The sequence below is a fragment of the Dongia sp. genome (assembly GCF_041906375.1).
Classification (GTDB): domain Bacteria; phylum Pseudomonadota; class Alphaproteobacteria; order Dongiales; family Dongiaceae; genus Dongia.
The window spans coordinates 239,170-256,224 of the sequence record NZ_JAYRJJ010000002.1 but is presented as its reverse complement, the minus strand read 5'-3'; the positions used below and the strand labels follow the sequence as shown (position 1 = coordinate 256,224).

Annotated in this window: 18 protein-coding genes; 12 read left to right on the top strand and 6 right to left on the bottom strand. The window is 64.4% G+C overall.

Translation table 11 applies throughout. From position 1 onward, the window contains the following. The first annotated feature begins 54 nt into the window (after window positions 1-54). Together ACE3OA_RS07825 and ACE3OA_RS07820 are read left to right on the top strand one after the other, a co-directional pair. Window positions 55-654, top strand: coding sequence for a LysE family translocator (locus ACE3OA_RS07825; protein WP_374309698.1), 600 nt, complete (start codon window positions 55-57; stop codon window positions 652-654). Further along, window positions 651-1,031, top strand: a complete 381-nt coding sequence (locus tag ACE3OA_RS07820; RefSeq protein WP_374309693.1) for a cupin domain-containing protein — start codon at window positions 651-653, stop codon at window positions 1,029-1,031. Before ACE3OA_RS07825 ends, ACE3OA_RS07820 begins: the two co-directional genes overlap by 4 nt. On the opposite strand, the gene ACE3OA_RS07815 is transcribed toward ACE3OA_RS07820, so the two are convergent. Then, window positions 997-1,299, bottom strand: a complete 303-nt coding sequence (locus ACE3OA_RS07815; protein ID WP_374309691.1) for a hypothetical protein — start codon at window positions 1,297-1,299, stop codon at window positions 997-999. The two genes, ACE3OA_RS07820 and ACE3OA_RS07815, sit on opposite strands and share 35 nt — an antisense overlap. Window positions 1,300-1,444: 145 nt before the next feature. Between ACE3OA_RS07815 and ACE3OA_RS07810 the strand changes: the two genes are divergently transcribed. The 5 genes from ACE3OA_RS07810 to ACE3OA_RS07790 all read left to right on the top strand — a co-directional run bounded on the left by ACE3OA_RS07810 (window position 1,445) and on the right by ACE3OA_RS07790 (window position 5,453). Beyond that, window positions 1,445-2,350 (top strand): LysR substrate-binding domain-containing protein, encoded by a 906-nt coding sequence (locus ACE3OA_RS07810; protein WP_374309689.1) that lies wholly within the window; start codon window positions 1,445-1,447, stop codon window positions 2,348-2,350. 17 nt (window positions 2,351-2,367) lie between these two features. Further along, on the top strand, window positions 2,368-3,243 hold the full coding sequence (locus tag ACE3OA_RS07805) for a pirin family protein (RefSeq protein ID WP_374309687.1): 876 nt from the start codon (window positions 2,368-2,370) through the stop codon (window positions 3,241-3,243). Between the two features lie 29 nt (window positions 3,244-3,272). Beyond that, window positions 3,273-3,806: a PAS domain-containing protein gene (locus ACE3OA_RS07800; RefSeq protein WP_374309685.1), complete on the top strand. Its 534-nt coding sequence runs from the start codon at window positions 3,273-3,275 to the stop codon at window positions 3,804-3,806. Between the two features lie 113 nt (window positions 3,807-3,919). Further along, window positions 3,920-4,600 (top strand): alpha/beta hydrolase, encoded by a 681-nt coding sequence (locus ACE3OA_RS07795; protein ID WP_374309683.1) that lies wholly within the window; start codon window positions 3,920-3,922, stop codon window positions 4,598-4,600. 289 nt (window positions 4,601-4,889) lie between these two features. After that, on the top strand, window positions 4,890-5,453 hold the full coding sequence (locus ACE3OA_RS07790) for an HNH endonuclease (protein WP_320501006.1): 564 nt from the start codon (window positions 4,890-4,892) through the stop codon (window positions 5,451-5,453). A gap of 22 nt (window positions 5,454-5,475) precedes the next feature. Here ACE3OA_RS07790 and ACE3OA_RS07785 read toward each other — a convergent pair whose 3' ends face one another. Beyond that, window positions 5,476-5,979, bottom strand: coding sequence for a hypothetical protein (locus ACE3OA_RS07785; RefSeq protein ID WP_374309681.1), 504 nt, complete (start codon window positions 5,977-5,979; stop codon window positions 5,476-5,478). Window positions 5,980-6,539: 560 nt separating this feature from the next. On the opposite strand from ACE3OA_RS07785, the gene ACE3OA_RS07780 reads away from it, so the two are divergent. From ACE3OA_RS07780 to ACE3OA_RS07770, 3 genes are all read left to right on the top strand, one after another. Beyond that, the gene (locus ACE3OA_RS07780; protein WP_374309679.1) at window positions 6,540-8,243 is read left to right on the top strand and encodes a methyl-accepting chemotaxis protein; all 1,704 of its coding nucleotides are present in this window, start codon (window positions 6,540-6,542) and stop codon (window positions 8,241-8,243) included. Between the two features lie 4 nt (window positions 8,244-8,247). Next, window positions 8,248-8,616, top strand: coding sequence for a hypothetical protein (locus ACE3OA_RS07775; RefSeq protein WP_374309677.1), 369 nt, complete (start codon window positions 8,248-8,250; stop codon window positions 8,614-8,616). 191 nt (window positions 8,617-8,807) lie between these two features. Beyond that, window positions 8,808-9,428 (top strand): YitT family protein, encoded by a 621-nt coding sequence (locus tag ACE3OA_RS07770; RefSeq protein WP_374309675.1) that lies wholly within the window; start codon window positions 8,808-8,810, stop codon window positions 9,426-9,428. Between the two features lie 4 nt (window positions 9,429-9,432). On the opposite strand, the gene ACE3OA_RS07765 is transcribed toward ACE3OA_RS07770, so the two are convergent. The 4 genes from ACE3OA_RS07765 to ACE3OA_RS07750 all read right to left on the bottom strand — a co-directional run bounded on the left by ACE3OA_RS07765 (window position 9,433) and on the right by ACE3OA_RS07750 (window position 14,565). Beyond that, entirely contained in the window at window positions 9,433-9,963 is a 531-nt protein-coding gene (locus ACE3OA_RS07765) for an N-acetyltransferase family protein (protein WP_374309673.1), read from the bottom strand. A gap of 102 nt (window positions 9,964-10,065) precedes the next feature. Beyond that, a complete protein-coding gene (locus tag ACE3OA_RS07760; RefSeq protein ID WP_374309671.1) occupies window positions 10,066-10,980 on the bottom strand; it encodes a hypothetical protein in 915 nt (304 codons plus the stop codon). A 2-nt stretch (window positions 10,981-10,982) separates the two neighbouring features. Then, window positions 10,983-13,265 (bottom strand): NADP-dependent malic enzyme, encoded by a 2,283-nt coding sequence (locus ACE3OA_RS07755; protein WP_374309669.1) that lies wholly within the window; start codon window positions 13,263-13,265, stop codon window positions 10,983-10,985. A 265-nt stretch (window positions 13,266-13,530) separates the two neighbouring features. Further along, window positions 13,531-14,565 (bottom strand): zinc-dependent alcohol dehydrogenase, encoded by a 1,035-nt coding sequence (locus ACE3OA_RS07750; RefSeq protein WP_374309667.1) that lies wholly within the window; start codon window positions 14,563-14,565, stop codon window positions 13,531-13,533. A gap of 184 nt (window positions 14,566-14,749) precedes the next feature. Here ACE3OA_RS07750 and ACE3OA_RS07745 point away from each other — a divergent pair, with 184 nt between their 5' ends. After that, the gene (locus tag ACE3OA_RS07745) at window positions 14,750-15,559 is read left to right on the top strand and encodes a LuxR C-terminal-related transcriptional regulator (RefSeq protein WP_374309665.1); all 810 of its coding nucleotides are present in this window, start codon (window positions 14,750-14,752) and stop codon (window positions 15,557-15,559) included. 224 nt (window positions 15,560-15,783) lie between these two features. Beyond that, entirely contained in the window at window positions 15,784-16,965 is a 1,182-nt protein-coding gene (locus tag ACE3OA_RS07740) for a PotD/PotF family extracellular solute-binding protein (protein ID WP_374309663.1), read from the top strand. Window positions 16,966-17,055 lie beyond the last annotated feature (90 nt).

The window sequence follows — 17,055 nt, the reverse complement described above, 5'->3', positions numbered from 1 at the left end:
TTACTGATGAAAAACCAGGACCTAGCCTGCGGCCAAATTTGGAAAGGCCGCGTCATGGCATTGGAAGCAATTCTGCCCATCATCTTCTTCGCGGTGGTGGCGACCTGCACGCCGGGTGCGGCGACAGCCCTTGCCACCGCATCGGGGGCGAGCTTCGGCTTTCGCCGCTCGGTGCCGCTGCTGGCGGGTGTCGGCCTCGGCCTCGCCACATTGGCGGCCGCTGCGGCGAGCGGCCTTGCCGGATTGCTGCTGGCGGCACCCTCCTTGCACCTCCTCCTCAAGATCTTAGGTTCGGCCTATCTGCTGTGGCTGGCCTGCCAGATCGGCCTCAAGGGCCGCCCGCAAGGAACGACGGATCTTGCCGCCCCGACCAGCCTGGTGGGCGGCGCCTGCCTGCAATGGCTGAACCCCAAGGCCTGGGCGATGACCCTGGGGGCGGCGGCATCCTTCGCCACCCTCGCCAGCGGCCCGGGTCAATTGGCGCTGCTCCTCGGCGTGGCGTTCGGCGTGACCGGCATCCTCTCGATGGCATTGTGGTGCACGGCCGGCCTGATGCTCGGAAAGCTGCTCAGCAGCGAGCGGCAATGGCGCGCGCTCAATATCGCCCTCGGCCTCATGCTGGCCGGCTCCATCGTGCCGATGTGGCGGGCATGAACGGCTTTCCTGCCATCGTCGATCTGCTGGCGGCAGCGGGCGACCTCACCGCCTATTGGTCGCCCCGGATCGTCGCGCGCGTGAACGATCAGTATGTCAAGGTGGCGAAGCTCAAGGGCAGCTTCGTCTGGCACGCCCATGAAGACGAAGACGAACTCTTCCATGTGCTGCGTGGGACGTTGCGCATCGAATATCGCGACCGGCCGGCGGTCGAATTGCCGGCCGGCGCGATCCATGTCGTGCCGCGCGGGGTCCAGCACAATCCCGTGGCGACCGAGGAATGCTGGATCGTGCTGGTCGAACCTGTCGGCACAAGGCATACCGGCGATACGTCCTCGCCCCTCAGCAAGACGGTCGCCGAGCAATTGGGGCGCTAGACGCCGCCCGTTCCCGGCCAACCTGTTCCCGGCCAACCTGTTCCCGCCCGGCCTCTCTTGCATTCATCACCCATCGCAGGACGGCCCGCAACCAATGCCCGGCCGGGCGCGGTGGTGCTGTCACCAGATGCGTCGGGTCCTCTGCCAGAGCGAGTTCGCCGGATTGCGTGCGGGTGAGGCCGATATCGCGCAGCAACCGATCGTCATGGCCGCGCTGGTCGGCATGCGGGGCATAGGTGAAAAACAGCGAGTTGAAGTCGTTTTTCATGTCGGCACCTCATAGAGTTTCTTAATCGCGTCGGCTGGAAGGGATTTCCAGCTCCTGCGGATACTGGCTATATTGGCGCGGTTGCGGCTGGAGTCAGCTTAGAAGCCGTACCAAGCGGATTAAGCTTTACTTAACAGGAGCGGGAATGGCCGAAAGAATGCCGATGCTGCCCGCCTTGCGCGCCTTCGAAGCCGTGGCGCGGCTGGGCAGCGTGCGCATGGCCGCTTCCGAACTCCATGTGACGCCGGCTGCGATCAGCCAGCAGGTGAAGGCGCTCGAAGCCGATCTCGGCCTGCAACTCATCCGCCGGCGCGGCAATGCGCTGGAGCTGACCGCGGCGGCCCTGGCCGGCAGCGAAACCCTGAGCGCCGGCTTCCGCCTGATGGCCGAGGCCGTGCGCCAGATCCGCGATCACCAGGCGCGCCCGCAGATCCGCCTCAGCGTCGACCCGACCCTGGCCGCGAACTGGCTGATCGCCAGGCTGCCGCGTTACCGCGCGCTGCCGGGCTGCGTCGACCTGCTGCTCGATGCCAATCGCCGCTATGCCGATTTCGGCCGCGACCAGGTCGATGCCGCGATCCGCTTCGGCATCGGTAAATTTCCGGGCCTCGATGCGCATTTCCTGATGGCCGAGGAATTGTTCCCCGTCTGCAGCCCCAAATTGCTGCGCGGGCCCCATCCCCTCAAAAAACCCGATGATCTCAAACGCCACACCTTGCTGCACAACGACTGGTCCTCGCGCCAGGGCAATTGGCCGAACTGGCAGAACTGGCTGGACGAGGCCGGGGCCCGCGGTGTCGATGCCAGAAGCGGCCTGCATTTCAATGACGGCCTCGTCGTGATCGAAGCGGCGCTGAACGGGCAGGGTGTCTTCCTTGCCAACACCACGGCGGTGAAGGATCTCCTTGCCGCTCGGAAACTGGTGGCGCCCTTTTCCGTTCGGGTGAAGAGCGATCTGGGCTACTACTTCGTCTGTCCGCAACAGACCGCGCGCCGGGGCGAGATCGTCATCCTGCGCGACTGGCTGTTGCGCGAAGCGGCGGCCGATTGAAAGAGAAGGGGCAAGGCATGAGCGACATGGCACCCATCGAACACATCATCGTGCCGCGCCTGCGCGACATCGGCGATTTCTCCGTCATGCGCGTCCTACCCGCGGCGGCGCGGCGCATGGTCGGGCCCTTCGTCTTCCTCGACCAGTTCGGCCCGGTGACCTTAGCCGCGGGCAAGGGCATGGATGTGCGCCCGCATCCCCATATCGGCCTTGAGACCGTCACCTATCTCCTCAAGGGCTCGATCGTTCATCGCGATTCACTGGGTTCGCTGCAATCGATCGAACCCGGCGATGTCAATTGGATGACGGCCGGGCGCGGCATCGTGCATTCGGAACGCTCGGACGCGGAACTGCGCAAGCGGCCGCAGGAACTCTACGGCCTCCAATCCTGGGTGGCGCTGCCCCGCGCCGATGAGGAAACGGCGCCCGCCTTCACCCATTACGGCAGCGACAAACTGCCCGAGGAAAAGGCCGCGGGCGTTGCACTGAAAGTGATCGCCGGAAGCGTCGATGGGCTGACCTCGCCGGTCAGGACCCATTCCGATCTCTTCTATGCCGACGTGACACTCGCACCCGGCGCCAGCTATCGGCTCAGCGCCGATTACGACGAGCGTGCCGCCTATCTCATCGAAGGTGTGGTGTCGATCGACGGCACCGATTACGAGCAAGGGCGCTTGCTCGCTTTCGGTCCAGGCGAAATCTTGCTGAGGGCCGTGACCGCCGCCCGGCTCGTTGTGCTGGGCGGCGCGCCGCTCGATGGGCCGCGGCATATCTTCTGGAATTTTGTCTCATCTTCAAAAGACCGCATCGAACAGGCGAAAGAGGATTGGCGGCGCGATCAGTTCGGGCTACGGATTCCAGGCGAGCACGAATTCATCCCACTCCCCGATTGAACGGGTGCAGTGGAAAGATCGGGGGAACAGTGCAGCAGGCAGTGCAGTTCGACCCGGACGATCCAGGCGGGTTGCGCGACGGCATGGCGAAGCTGGGAATGGCATCGCCTCTCATCGTCGCCGGCTTTGCCTATTGGAACGACCGGCGCCGCGGCCGCACCGTGCCGGACCGCGCCGATTTCGATCCGGTCATGGAGATCCCCAAGCTACTGCCGCATATCATCCTCTTCGATGTGCGCCGCGATCCGCTCGACTTCCGCTTCCGCCTCGTCGGCAGCCATGTGCGGCAGAACCTGTCGCGCGACTATGTGGGGGAATGGTTTTCCGCCATTCCCAATTATGCCCCGGGCAGCACGATCTGGCCGCGCCACCAACTGGTCGACGAATTGCAGAAGCCGATGCTGCAACGGCCGACCTATGTCGGCCCGCACAAGGATTTCGTCGCCGTCGAAAACATCCTGCTGCCGCTTGGCGCCCCGCAGGCGGGCTGGGGCATGCAGATGATGTTCATCGACTTCATCCGCCGCAGCCAGGTGACGCTGGCCGAACGGATCCCTGGCTGAGCCCCCCACCTCGGCTGAGCCCTGCTGGCGGGCTTTGCAGGACCGCCCTCGCCTGATATGGAGGGGCATCGCGCAACCGCTCATACGCAACAGGTTAGGAAAGCATCCGCCACATGATCAAGCTCGACGGTCCCTCGCATCCGCCCATGGCCGGCGGCAAGCCCGAACAACTGGTGGTGTTCCTGCATGGCTATGGCTCGAACGGCGAAGACCTGATCAGCCTCGCCCCTTACCTCGCGCCGGCTCTCCCTGAGGCGGAATTCCTCTCGCCCAACGCGCCCTTCCCGTGCGAGGTCAACCCGTTCGGCGGCTATCAATGGTTCGGCCTCGAGGAGCGCAATGCCGAGACGCGGCTAGAGGGCGCGCGCCAGGCAGCTCCCATCCTCGATGCCTATCTCGACGCGGTGCTCGGCGCGCGCGGTCTCACCGAGGCCGACCTCGCCCTCATCGGCTTCAGCCAGGGCACGATGATGGCGCTGCATGTTGGCTTGCGCCGCGCCAATCCGGTTGCCGGCATCGTCGGCTATTCCGGCATGCTGGTGGCGCCCGAACTGCTCGCCACGGAGCTGAAATCGAAGCCGCCGGTCCTTCTCGTCCACGGCATGGCCGACCAGGTGCTGCCCTTCGATGCGATGGGCGAGGCCGAGGCCGCGTTGAAAGCGCAGGGTATCCGCGTCCATGCCGAAGGCCGGCCGGGCCTGCCGCATTCGATCGACCAGCGCGGCCTCGAACTCGGCGCCTCGATGCTGCATCAGCTGATGTGCCGGCATCACGATCATGGCCATCAACACTGAAACCGCGCTGCCATCTCCTCTTTCGTCATCCCCGGGCTTGACCCGGGGATCCACGAGTTTGGAAGGGGCGATAAGGAAGCCGTGGATGCCCGGGTCAAGCCCGGGCATGACGACGGAAATTCAGGCTGGAAATCCTCACGCCATGACAACATCGTGAAAGATCACACCGGGGTGACCGCTACATCTTGAGTTTTTTTTCCGGCCCGGCTATTCCTTAAACGTTGGATCGCGGATTTCCGCACACCAGCGGACCGCCGCGGTCCCATTTGGGAATGCGGGAGATGGCATGATGATGGCCTCACCTGAGGCATGTCCGGCCCTGGTCCTCAACGCCGATTTCCGGCCGTTGAGCTACTTCCCGCTGTCTCTTTGGCCCTGGCAGGAAGCGGTCAAGGCCGTGTTCCTGGACCGCGTCAACATCCTTTCCGAATATGACGAGATGGTGCACAGCCCCAGCCTCGCCATGCGCCTGCCTTCCGTCATTTCGCTGAAGGAATATGTGCCGCAGGAACGGCGCCCCGCCTTCACGCGGTTCAACGTCTTCCTGCGTGACCGCTTCCGCTGCCAGTATTGCGGCCGGCACTCGGCGGCGCACGATCTTACCTTCGACCATGTGGTGCCGCGGGCGCGTGGCGGCCGCACCTCCTGGCAGAATGTCGTCGCTGCCTGCCAGGGCTGCAACCTCAGGAAGGGAAGCAAGCTGCCGCATCAGGTCGGCATGTTCCCCAAGAGGCGTCCCATCCAACCGACGACCTTCGAGCTTCAGGAAAACGGCCGCGCCTTCCCGCCAAACTATCTCCACCAGAGTTGGCGGGATTTTCTTTACTGGGACAGCGAACTCGAAACCGGCTGACGCATCCGGTTCGGTTGCGGCGTCAATCCTCGACTCTTTTGTCGCGCGATATTTCCCGAGATTTTTCCTGAGATATTTCCGAGGCGGCCGCCAGCTCCTGGCGTTGCAGCGCCAGCGCCATGTCCAGCATGCGCTGACGCTCGGCCCGGTCGCGCGCGGTCGCGGTGATGGCGTTGTGGATCTGGGCACAGCGGCGCCCCAGGCCTGAGCGCGCCGGCCGGCGCCCCAGTTCCGCATAAAGCAGCAGCATCCCTTCCGTCACCAAATCGAGGAGGTCGGCATCGGCCTCCGGCGTCGCCATTCCGGCAGGGCCATCGGCATCGGCGCGGCCGGCACCGCTCACCAGCCAGCCGAGATCCCGCCGCAGCACTTGCGCCAGCACCGCCAGGGCCGGCCGCTTCGGTTCGGAACGCCCGGCGAGGTAATTGTTGAGCGTGGTGAGCGGGATGCCGCTCACCTGCGCCACATGGGTGGCGCCGCCGGACTGGCCCACCGCCAGGCGCAGCCTTTCCGCGAAACTCTCCATGTTCCGGGGCCGGGTCACAGGTGGCTGGCCCCGGCGGGCCGCAACCGGTGCCCGGGCCCAAACATCCGACAAGATTCCCAAGCGACCTGCAATCGTAAGAATCTTGTCTTGAAATAGACATCCATTTCTGGAACAGTAGGAATATCGACTGCGGGGCGACCAGGGGATGGGGGTATCATGCGACGCTGGGCAAAGGGGCGAATAAGTGTATTTGTGTTACGCAATTCCGTGAATCTCCCAGGCTGGCGCGCGGCGTGACCATGTCGGCGCTGCACCAGATAATGGATCGTGGCTATCCATTTCTGGAACAAGAGCCGACGCGTTTGTGCCTCCCTCTGGTCGTCGCGGTCGCCGTTTCGGTGTCTGGACGTTCCAGCTTCGGCTCCAGCTCCGGCGGATTCCATCTACCGGCGGTCGTGGGCCGGTCCGGCACCGCGCCCATCCTATCACGGGTGCAACCGCCTGCCATTGGCAAAACCTGAATCGCTTCACGGGGTTAGGTGTGCCCACGCCGCGCCGGCCGACGCCGCGGCCCGCTTTTCTCATAAGGGATGAACAAGATGAATTTGGGCAACTTCCGGATCGGGACCAAGGTACTGGCCGTCATTCTGTTTCTGGGACTGGTCGCCGGCGGGATCGCCGGGGGCGGCATCGTGTCGATGCGCCTCCTCAACCAGGCGACCGAGGCGATCGAGCATACCGGCCAGCAGACGCTGATGAGCGCCCGCATGCGCCAGAACATCCTGGCGCTCAACCGCGGCGAATTCCGCCTCGCCGTCGATACCGAGGGCTATGACGAGGCCGTCGCCTTCATCGAGGTGCAGCGCAAGGAGCTGCTGGAGCGGCTGGGTGCCGCCGAGGCCAGCGTCATCGAGCCGCAGATCGCGGCGGCATTGGCGGGCTTCCGGTCCAGCACCACCGAATATCTGGCGATGCTCGATGCGACCATCGCCCTTGCCGGCCGCAATCGCGGCGCCCAGATGACCGACAGCCAGCGGCAGATGCTCTCCCAGGTGATGCAAAGCCGGCAGAAGGCCAGTGCGGCGGAAGAGGCCGCCACCAACTTCACCAAGGCGGTCACCGAGAAAGCCGATCGCGTGACCGGCGAGGCGGGCGCTCTCTATGAAACGGCGAGCCAGGCCATGATCGTCGGTGCCGTGTTGGGCTCCCTGATCGGCCTCGGCCTCGGGCTGCTGATATCGCAGATGGGCATCGTCCGCCCGATCCGGCGCATGGTCGATTGCCTCCGGGGCCTGGCCGACGGCAAGCTCGAAACCGAGGTCTTCGGCACGGAGCGCCGCGACGAAATCGGCGAGATCGCCGCGACCACGCAGGTCTTCAAGGAAAACATGGTGCGGGCCCGCGACCTTGCCGCCGAGCAGGAAGCGCTGAAGCGCAAGGCTGCCGAGGACCAGCAGCGCGCCATGAACAAGATGGCCGACGAGTTTGAAAGCTCCGTGGCCGGCATCGTCGACACCGTCTCCTCCTCGGCGACCGAACTCGAGAAATCGGCGCAGGGCATGTCGGCGACGGCCGAACAGACCAACCGGCAATCGACGGCGGTGGCGGCCGCCGCTGAACAGGCGACGACCAATGTGCAGACCGTGGCGGCAGCGACCGAGGAACTTACTTCCTCGATCACCGAGATCGGCCGCCAGGTCGCCCAATCCGCCGCCGTCGCCAGGAAGGCGGTCGACGAAACCACGCGCACCAACGAGGTCGTCAACAGCCTCTCGACCGAAGCCGAGGCGATCGGCGATGTGGTGAAGCTGATCAGCGAAATCGCCAGCCAGACCAATCTGCTGGCCTTGAACGCGACGATCGAGGCAGCCCGCGCCGGCGATGCCGGCAAGGGCTTTGCCGTGGTGGCGTCGGAGGTCAAGAACCTCGCCACGCAAACCGCCAAGGCCACCGACGATATCAGCGCCAAGATCGGCTCCATCCAGCAGGCGACCGAACAATCGGTCAGCGCCATCCAATCGATCGCCCGCATCATCGACGAGATGAGCCAGATCTCCGGCACCATCGCCGCGGCGGTCGAGGAACAGGGGGCGGCGACGCAGGAGATTTCCCGGAACGTGTTGCAGGCTAGCCAGGGCACCAGCGAGGTTTCGACCAACATCGCCGGCGTCACCACGGCGGCCGGCGAAACGGGTCATGCCGCTGCCCAAGTGCTGAGTGCCGCCGCCGATCTCGGCAAGCAATCGGAGATCCTGCGCACTCAGGTCACGGAATTCATCGCGACCGTGCGCCAATCGGCCTGAAGCCATGTCGACGGAATCGCTCCATTTCTTTACCGAGGCGAAGCTTGCGCAAACGGCCAGCTTCATCGAGGCCAGCAATGCCGCCCTGGCGCGGCTGCTGGCCATGGGGCGCACCTTGTCGCTCGATGCGCCGCAGCTGCTCGAATTCGCCGCCATGGCGGAAAGCGCACGCCAACTGCGCCGGCAATTGCTTCACGATCTGCAGCCGGTCCTGGCCGATACGGGGCCGCTGGCCGGCATCAGTGCCGATCCGGCGGCCCGGCGCCTCATCGATGCCACAGAGCGCGTGGTCGAACGCCTCGATGAAATGATCCGCCGCATCGACGACCTGCAGCAGCCCGGCGCCAACGCGCATCTCCCCCAGACCAGCTGACTTCGCCGAACCAGCTGACTTCGCCGAACCAGCTGACCTCTCCGGATTGTCTGCAGACCCGGATTGTCTCCAGACATTGCGGCATGCCGGAGCAGGCCGGCGCATAGCCGACATGCACGGCAATGCTGTTGCCAGCGGCCCCGGCCTCCCCTAAAGCAGGATCGAACCGGTCTCAGGGGCGCCAACCATCCATGTCCGATCTGCTGCTCAAGCGGCTCACGCCGCTTCTCATCGGCTTCGTCATCTGGGGCCTCGCCGTGGCGCTGCAGGTGCGCGCCGATCTCGGCCTCTCGCCCTGGGACGTCTTTCACCAGGGCCTCGGGAATCATTTAGGGATCGGCATCGGCTGGGCCGGCGTCGTCACCAGTGTCGGTGTCCTGCTGCTGTGGATTCCGCTGCGCATGAAGCCCGGCATCGGCACGGTTCTCAACGCGCTGGTGATCGGCCCCTCGGCCGAATTCTTCCTCACCATCCTCGATGCGCCGGAGAATATCGTCGTACGCTGGGCCTATATGCTGGGCGGCATCCTGCTGATGAGCATCGGCAGCGCCCTCTATCTGCCCGCACGCCTCGGCACCGGCCCGCGTGACGGCGTCATGGTGGGCCTCAACAAGAAGTTCGAATTCTCGATCCGCCTCTCGCGCACCATCGTCGAAGTGCTGGCGCTCATCACCGGCTATCTGCTGGGCGGCACGGTGGGCCTCGGCACCCTCGTCATCGCACTGGGCCTCGGCCCCACCGTGCAGACCTGCCTCCACGCCCGCCGCTGGCTGGTCGAACGCCTGACCGGCGTGCCGCAGAGTGTGCTGTAGCGACCTAGGCAAGTTCCTTGTAGAACAGCGCGCAATCCTCCAGCACACCCGCACCGTTCCGGCCATAGCGCGGGATGATGCCGACTTCCTGGTAGCCGAGGGCACCATAGAGATCGATGGCGGCATCGCCGCGCCGTGCATCCAGCGTCAGCAGGGTGTGGCCTTGCGCCAGTGCCTCCGCTTCCGCCGCCAGCATCAGCGCGCGGCCGATGCCTTTGCGGCGGCTCGCCCGATGCACCAGCAGCTTGGCAATCTCGGCCCGGTGTTGCTGGCTCGGCCACAAGGCGGGAATCAGCTGCACGCAGCCGAGAATGCGGTTGACCTGATCGCGCGCCACCAGGATCGTGCGATGGTTGAGATCGGCGATGGACTTGTCCCAGAACGCCCCAGCCTCGCCCTCGGTCAAGGGCGGCACGAAGCCGACCGCGGCCCCGCCATCCACCACATCCATCAGCAATTCGATGAGGGCGAAACGGTCCTTGGCGGAAACGGGTGCCGTAAGGCTGCTGATCTGATCCATGGATGGCTGGTGCATGGCGCGCTTCCCCGCAAATGGCGTTGATTCACTCCGAACTTGGCGAACCGGAAGGCGGATTTCAATGCGACCCAGCGTCATGGGTCTCGGCAACGAGTGGGGCTATTCAGCCTCCAAACGTACCAGTTCAGCCGCCGCGAGTTCGGATTCGATTTGGTCGAGCTTCTTGGCCGCCACCGCTTTCTTGAAATAGCGGATGGCTTCTTCCTTGTCTCCCTGAGCGAGAGCCGCTTCACCCAGAAAGAAGCGGTTCTTGGGATAGTCGGATTCCAGTTCGCCCCATGTAGCGCGATATTCGCGATACGAGTCCTTCGGCGCCTTGTCGCCGCGCAGTGCTTGCGCCAGCATGTGATAGCCGGCATCGTCCGCTGGATCACTGGTCAATTTGATGCTCGGTGCTTTGCCGGCCCGCTTCTGCGCGACAAAGAGCAGCAGCGGCACGGTGCCACTGGTGGCGCCTGCATCATAGACGCGCTGCAGACCGCGCGATGCAGCCGCGAAATCGCCCTGTTTGAAATCAAGAATCGCTTGATCGACAGCCCCTTGCTGCGCTGCAGGAATAGACGCGTGATCGAGCTCCGTCAGGCCGGGGTTCAGATCGGGCCGACCGAAGAGCATGATGAACAAAGCCGGTTCGAAAGGCGGTGCGATGTTGGCTGCCTTGAAGAATTGCCGCTCGGCCGCGTCAGAATCCTTCGCCAGCAATTTGGCAAGCCCCAGCGAAAGCGGTGCCAGCACGTCCGTCGGTGATTCCTTGGCAAAGGCCGTGCAAGTCTTATTGGCCGCTACCGTGTCGCTTGCTTTCAGCGCGGCGAGGCAATCGTGACCCATTTGCGTCTGTGGTTGACGATCTGCGAGCATGACCGGCAGATAATTTTCGACTGCCAGCGGGTAATTCTTTGCCCGTATGGCGTCGATGAAACGTGCTCGCAATGCCTTGGTATCCTCCGCCATTGCAGCAATCGGTGCGAGGCAGAGGAAAACGAAGCCGACTTCGATCCATCGGCGCCGAACCATGCTCACCGATGCAGCGTGCTCAAGGGGCTGGTCGCCAGCGAGGCGAAGGCGGCCGCTGTCACCAGTTCGTTGACCGTGGCACCTGTCTGCACGATCTGCACCGGCTTGGAGAGACCGACCAGCACCGGCCCGAAGGACGTGCCGCCCAGTTCCTGCATCAGCTTGGCCGCGATATTGGCCGAATGCAGCGCCGGCATGATGAGGATGTTGGCGGGGCCGGAGAGGCGCGTGAAGGGATAGAGCTCCTTCATCAGGCCGTAATTCAGGGCGACGTTGGCCTGCATCTCGCCTTCATATTCGAAATCGACCCGGCGCTGGTCCAAGACCAGCACGGCCTCGCGGATGCGCACCGCCTTTTCGCGCGGCGGGTTGCCGAAATTGGAGAAGGAGAGGAGGGCGATGCGCGGCTCGTGGCCGAGCTGTCTGGCGATCGCCGCCGTCTGCACCGCGAAATCGGCGAGCTGCTCGGCCGAGGGCAGTTCATGGACGTTGGTGTCCGCGAGCAGCACCGTGCGACCGCCCGCCACCAGGATAGTGAGGCCCATCAGGGTCTGGCCGGGGCGCGGGTCGATGACGCGGAGCGTATCGTCGAGGCAGACATTGAAGCTGCGGGTGACGCCCGTCACCATCGCATCGGCATGGCCCGCCGCCACCATGCAGGCGGCAAAGACGTTGCGGTCCTGGTTGACCATGCGCTGCACGTCGCGGCTCAGGATGCCCTTCCGCTGCAGGCGTTCATAGAGCATGTCGTGATAATGCTGGCGGTGCGGCGTGTTCGCGGCGGTGACGATCTCCAAGGCCTCGGCGTCGTGCAGGCTCTGGGTGCGGATCACCTCGGCGATGCGTTCGGGCCTTCCCACCAGCACCGGTGTGCCATAGCCCGCCGAGCGGAAGGCGATGGCGGCGCGGATGACCTTCTCCTCCTCGCCTTCGGCAAAGACGATGCGCTTCGGGTTATGCCGCACGCGCTCGAAGATGAGCTGCAGCGAACCTGCGGCCGGGTCGAGCCTGCCGGCCAATGACGCCACATAGGCATCCATGTCGATGATGGGCTTTCTGGCAACGCCGCTTTCCATCGCCGCCTTCGCCACCGCCGGCGGCACATGGGTGATGAGGCGTGGGTCGAACGGGACAGGGATGATGTATTCGGGACCGAAGCGCAGGCGGCGGCCCGAATAGGCGGCATCGACCTCGTCCGGCACGTCCTGGCGCGCCAGTTCCGCGATGGCGCGGGCCGCTGCGATCTTCATATGCTCGTTGATGGTCGAGGCGCGCACGTCGAGCGCCCCGCGGAAGATATAGGGGAACCCCAGCACATTGTTGACCTGGTTCACATAATCGCTGCGCCCGGTGGCGACGATGGCGTCGGCGCGGACGGCCTGCACCTCCTCCGGCGTCACCTCGGGGTCCGGATTGGCCATGGCGAAGATGATCGGCTTGTCGGCCATGGACTTCACCATGGCGGGCGTCACGGCGCCCTTCACGGAAAGGCCGAGGAAGACATCGGCGCCCTTCATCGCTTCTTCCAGCGTGCGCCGGTCGGTCTTCACCGCATGCGCCGATTTCCACTGGTTCATGCCCTCGGTGCGGCCCTGATAGATGACACCCTTGGTGTCGCACAGGATCGCATTGTCATGCGGCAGGCCCATCGCCTTCACCAGCTCGACGCAGGCGATCGAGGCCGCCCCCGCGCCGTTGACGACGATCTTCGTGTTCTTGAGGTCGCGCCCGGTGAGATGCAGCGCGTTCAAGAGGCCGGCGGCGGCGATGATCGCGGTGCCGTGCTGGTCGTCATGGAAGACGGGGATGTCCATCAGCTCGCGCAGCTGCTGCTCGATGATGAAGCATTCCGGCGCCTTGATGTCCTCCAGATTGATGCCGCCGAAGGAGGGGCCGAGATAGCGCACCGAATTGACGAACTCGGTCACGTCCTTGGTGTCGACCTCGAGGTCGATGGAATCGATATCGGCAAAGCGCTTGAAGAGGACCGCCTTCCCCTCCATCACCGGCTTCGAAGCCAAGGCACCCAGATCGCCCAGGCCCAGCACCGCCGTGCCGTTCGAGATGACCGCCACCAGATTGCCCTTGGCGGTGTAGTCATAGGCCGTGTTGGGGTCCTTGGCGATGTGGAGGCAAGGATAGGCGACGCCGGGGGAATAGGCGAGGCTGAGGTCGCGCTGGGTGGTCAGCGGCTTCGAGGCAATGATCTCGATCTTGCCCGGTCGGCCATTGACATGGAATTGCAGCGCATCTTCCTCGGTGATCGACGGCTTCTTCGTGCTCATGATAAGGCGGTCTCTCCCAGCAATTTCCCGCATGTTTCCGACAGGCTTGCATGAAATGCGCGCAAGTTAAAGAGGAACAGCGGGGAGAACATGGGATGAGAACGCCGGCGCGGAAACGTTTGTGCAGACGAATTCGTGGAACAGCGAGCGGCCGGTTCCTCCCACCTTCAGGGGGGAGGTTAGGTGGGGGGCGGTTCAAACTCGATCCCGGCAGCTTCGCCCCCACCCCGACCCTCCCCCTGAAGGGGGAGGGAGGTGTCTATCTTTAAGCGATATCCAGCACCATGCGGCCGACGATCTTGCCTTTGCGCATGTCGTTGAAGATCTTGTTGATCTGGGTGAGTTTGGCCTTCTGGATCTTGGCTTTCACCAGGCCATTCAAGGCGAACGCCACCGCTTCGTTGAGGTCGAGGCGCGTGCCGACATTGGAGCCGGTGACGGTCAGTTCCCAATTGGTGATCTGCGCGATCGAGGCGCGGATCTGGTCGGACTTGCCGCCGGGCAGGCCGATATAGGCGACCGTGCCGGCCGGGCGCAGCACGCCGATCGCCTGCTCGAAGGCGCTGGGGGCCACGGCGGTGACGACGGCGCCGTGGCTGCCGCCGATCTTGGCCTGGATCTCAGCCACCGGATCGACCTTCTTGGCATTCACAATCATCTCGGCGCCGAGGCGTCTGGCGAGCTTCAGTTTCACATCGTCGACATCGACCGCGACCACGCGCATGCCCATCGCCACCGCATATTGGACGGCAATATGCCCGAGGCCGCCAATGCCGAACACGGTCATCCATTGGCCGGGCCGCGTCTTCGTGCGCTTCAGGCCGCGATAGGTGGTGACGCCGGCGCAGAGGATGGGCGCGATCTCATAGAGGTTGGCGGTCTTGGGCAGCTTGGCCACGAACTTCGCGTCGGCCACCATGAACTCGGCATAGCCGCCGGGCTTGGTATAGCCGCTGGCCTCGCCGGATTTGCAGATCGTTTCCATGCCGGCCTGGCAGAATTCGCATTGGCCGCAGGCGCTGTACATCCACGGCACGCCGACCGCGTCGCCGAGGCGGAAGCCTTTGACACCGGCGCCGACCGCCGCCACATGGCCGGCCACTTCATGGCCGGGAATAAGCGGCAAGGTGGGACCGGGATTCCAGTCGCCGTCGATGGCATGAAGATCGGAATGGCACACGCCGCAGGCCGTGACCTTGATCAGGATTTCGCCGGGGCCGGCCTGCGGGATCGGCAGCGTCTCGATCTTCAGCGGGGTTCCGGCCTTGCGCTGGATCGCCGCCTTCATGGTGCCTTGCATCTCTTCTCTCCGGAAATTTGGAACAATTGACAGACTTCCGCCGCGCTGGGCATTCTCAGCCCCGCGGCAGGTTATCTTGCTGCTTTGCGGAGTATAGACCCTGAACAACACACGCCCCCATATCTCCAAAGCGATAGCGCCCGATGCCCTGGCGACGCCGCCGGCATCGCCACGCCGCCTGCCGATGACCCGTTCCAGCCAGCTGCTGGAACAATGGAACCGCGGTGTTGCCGACATGCTGGCCGAACTCGACCAGGAAAGCTTCGGGCCGACTTTGCTGCGCTCGGTGGCGCGCCTCATCCATTTCGATTTCCTGATGGTCTTCGCCTATCGCGGTGCCGGGCGACCGCTGGCCTTGGGCGACACCTTGCCGGCCCCGCAGCGCGAAGTGGTCATCAATGCCTATTGTGCCGCCCCCTATGTGCTCGACCCCTTCTTCCAGAAGGTGGCGGCGGGGGTGCAGGCGGGGTGCTATCGCCTCCGGGATATCGCCCCCGACCGCTTCCGCCAGAGCGAGTATTTCCGCACCCATTATTCCCTGACCGGAATCCGCGAAGAGGTCGGCTTCTATTTCCCGCTCGGCGAAGCGACCGGCGTGCTGTCGCTGGCGCGCTGGGACGAGGGGCAGGCCGCCGTCAGTTCCAGCCTCGGCCGCTCCGACATGGATCTCCTCGAAGCGCTGGCGCCGGCCATCTCCGGCCTCTGCGCAAGACATTGGGCGAGTGTCGCGGCGCCGGCGAGCCTGACGCGCCCGCGCGCCCGCGATGCCGCGCAAGTCACCGCCGCCTATACCGAATTCGGCGCCCGGCAGCTTTCCGAGCGCGAACGCCAGATCGTCTCGCTGATCCTCCAGGGCCATTCCACCGGCTCAGTGGCCCACCTCCTCGACATCTCCGCCGGCACCGTGAAGGTGCACCGGAAGAACATCTACCGGAAATTGGGACTCTCGACCCAAGCCGAGCTGTTCGCGGCGTTTCTGAGCTTCGTGGGGTAGCCCAGATCTCAACGCCGATTGTTGAGCCCTCTCCCGCAAGGGGAGAGGGGACGAGCCCGCTTGGGCAGGGTCCGATCCGCACGCAAATGTGACGCCCGCTATCTCCCCGGGGATATCGCCAGCTTCGCGGAAAGGGGCCAAGATGCTGGCGGCTTCGCGGCGGCCCAGAAGACGCATTCGCGCACGATCCGGCCGGCCCGCACGTCACTTAAAGGGAGGTTGGGATGTCGTGGTACAGTGATCTACCGAAATTCTACCAGAACCAGATCAAGGCGATGGGCCTTGACGATGAAGGCATGTCGCGCCGCCGCCTGCTGAAGACGGCCGGTGCCGCGGCGGGTGCCGCCGCGATGAGCGGCCTCACCTTCGGCCGTTCCGCGCGCGCCGCCAGCCAGATGAGCTATATGTGCTGGGAAGGTTACAACGACCCGCGCATCATCGATCCCTTTAAGGCGGCCAATGATGTCGACATCGCCTTCGACCTCATCGTCGATTCACCGGGCGGTTTCGCCAAGCTCCAGGCCGGCGCCTCGCGCGAGATCGACCTCGTCTCCAGCGACATGCCCTGGGTCACGCGCATGGGTCCGGCGGGCCTTGCCATGGAGCTCAACCCGGACGATTACGCCGACGTCTATGCGACCTTCTACGACCAGTTCAAGCCGCCCTTCGAGCCCTTGATGAACGAAGGCAAGACCATCGGCGTGGCCACGCGCTGGGGTTGGGTCGGCGGCTGCATCAACACCGACATCACCAATCCGGACGAATGGCGTAGCTACGATCCGGTGTTCGATGCCAAGAACAAGGACAAGATCTGCGTCATGGATTGGGGCGATTGGCCGATCCTGCCCATGGCGCTCCATGCCGGCATCGATCCCTATCAGGAACTCGATGCCGCGGCGCTCGAGGAAGTGCGCAAGGTGCTGCGCGCCATGTTCAAGAACACGCGCACGCTGGTGGCCGATCTGACGCAAGCACAGAAGGGCCTGCTCGACGGCTCGCTCTTAGGGTGCATCGGCGCCGGTTCCTACCTCACCTCGGCGGTCCGGAAGCAGGGCCACAAGAACATCATCGCCACGGTGCCGGACCCCAAGAACGGCTTGAAGCAGGGCATCATCTGGGTCGAGGCGACCGCGATCGTCAAGGAAACCGACCAGCCGGAGCTGGCACAGAAGCTCCTGAAGCACGTCGTCTCCAAGGATGCGGGCCATGTGCTCTCGCTGCTCGACACCACCTGCAACGTGGTGACCAACAAGGCGGTCGAAGAGCTCTACACGGATGAGGAAAAGAGCATCCTGCAGACCGATTACATGTGGCACGCCTGGGACAATTCCCAGATGCACCGCATCGCTCCGCAGATCGACGAGATGCTGGCGATCTGGCAGGAAGAGCTGGCGGCGGCGCAGTAAAGCTGCTGCGGCGACGCGTTAACCTTGCGCCCCCGGATCTCGGTCCTTTGCGGCCGGTCCGGGGGTGTTTATTGTTCAACGGTCCCTATT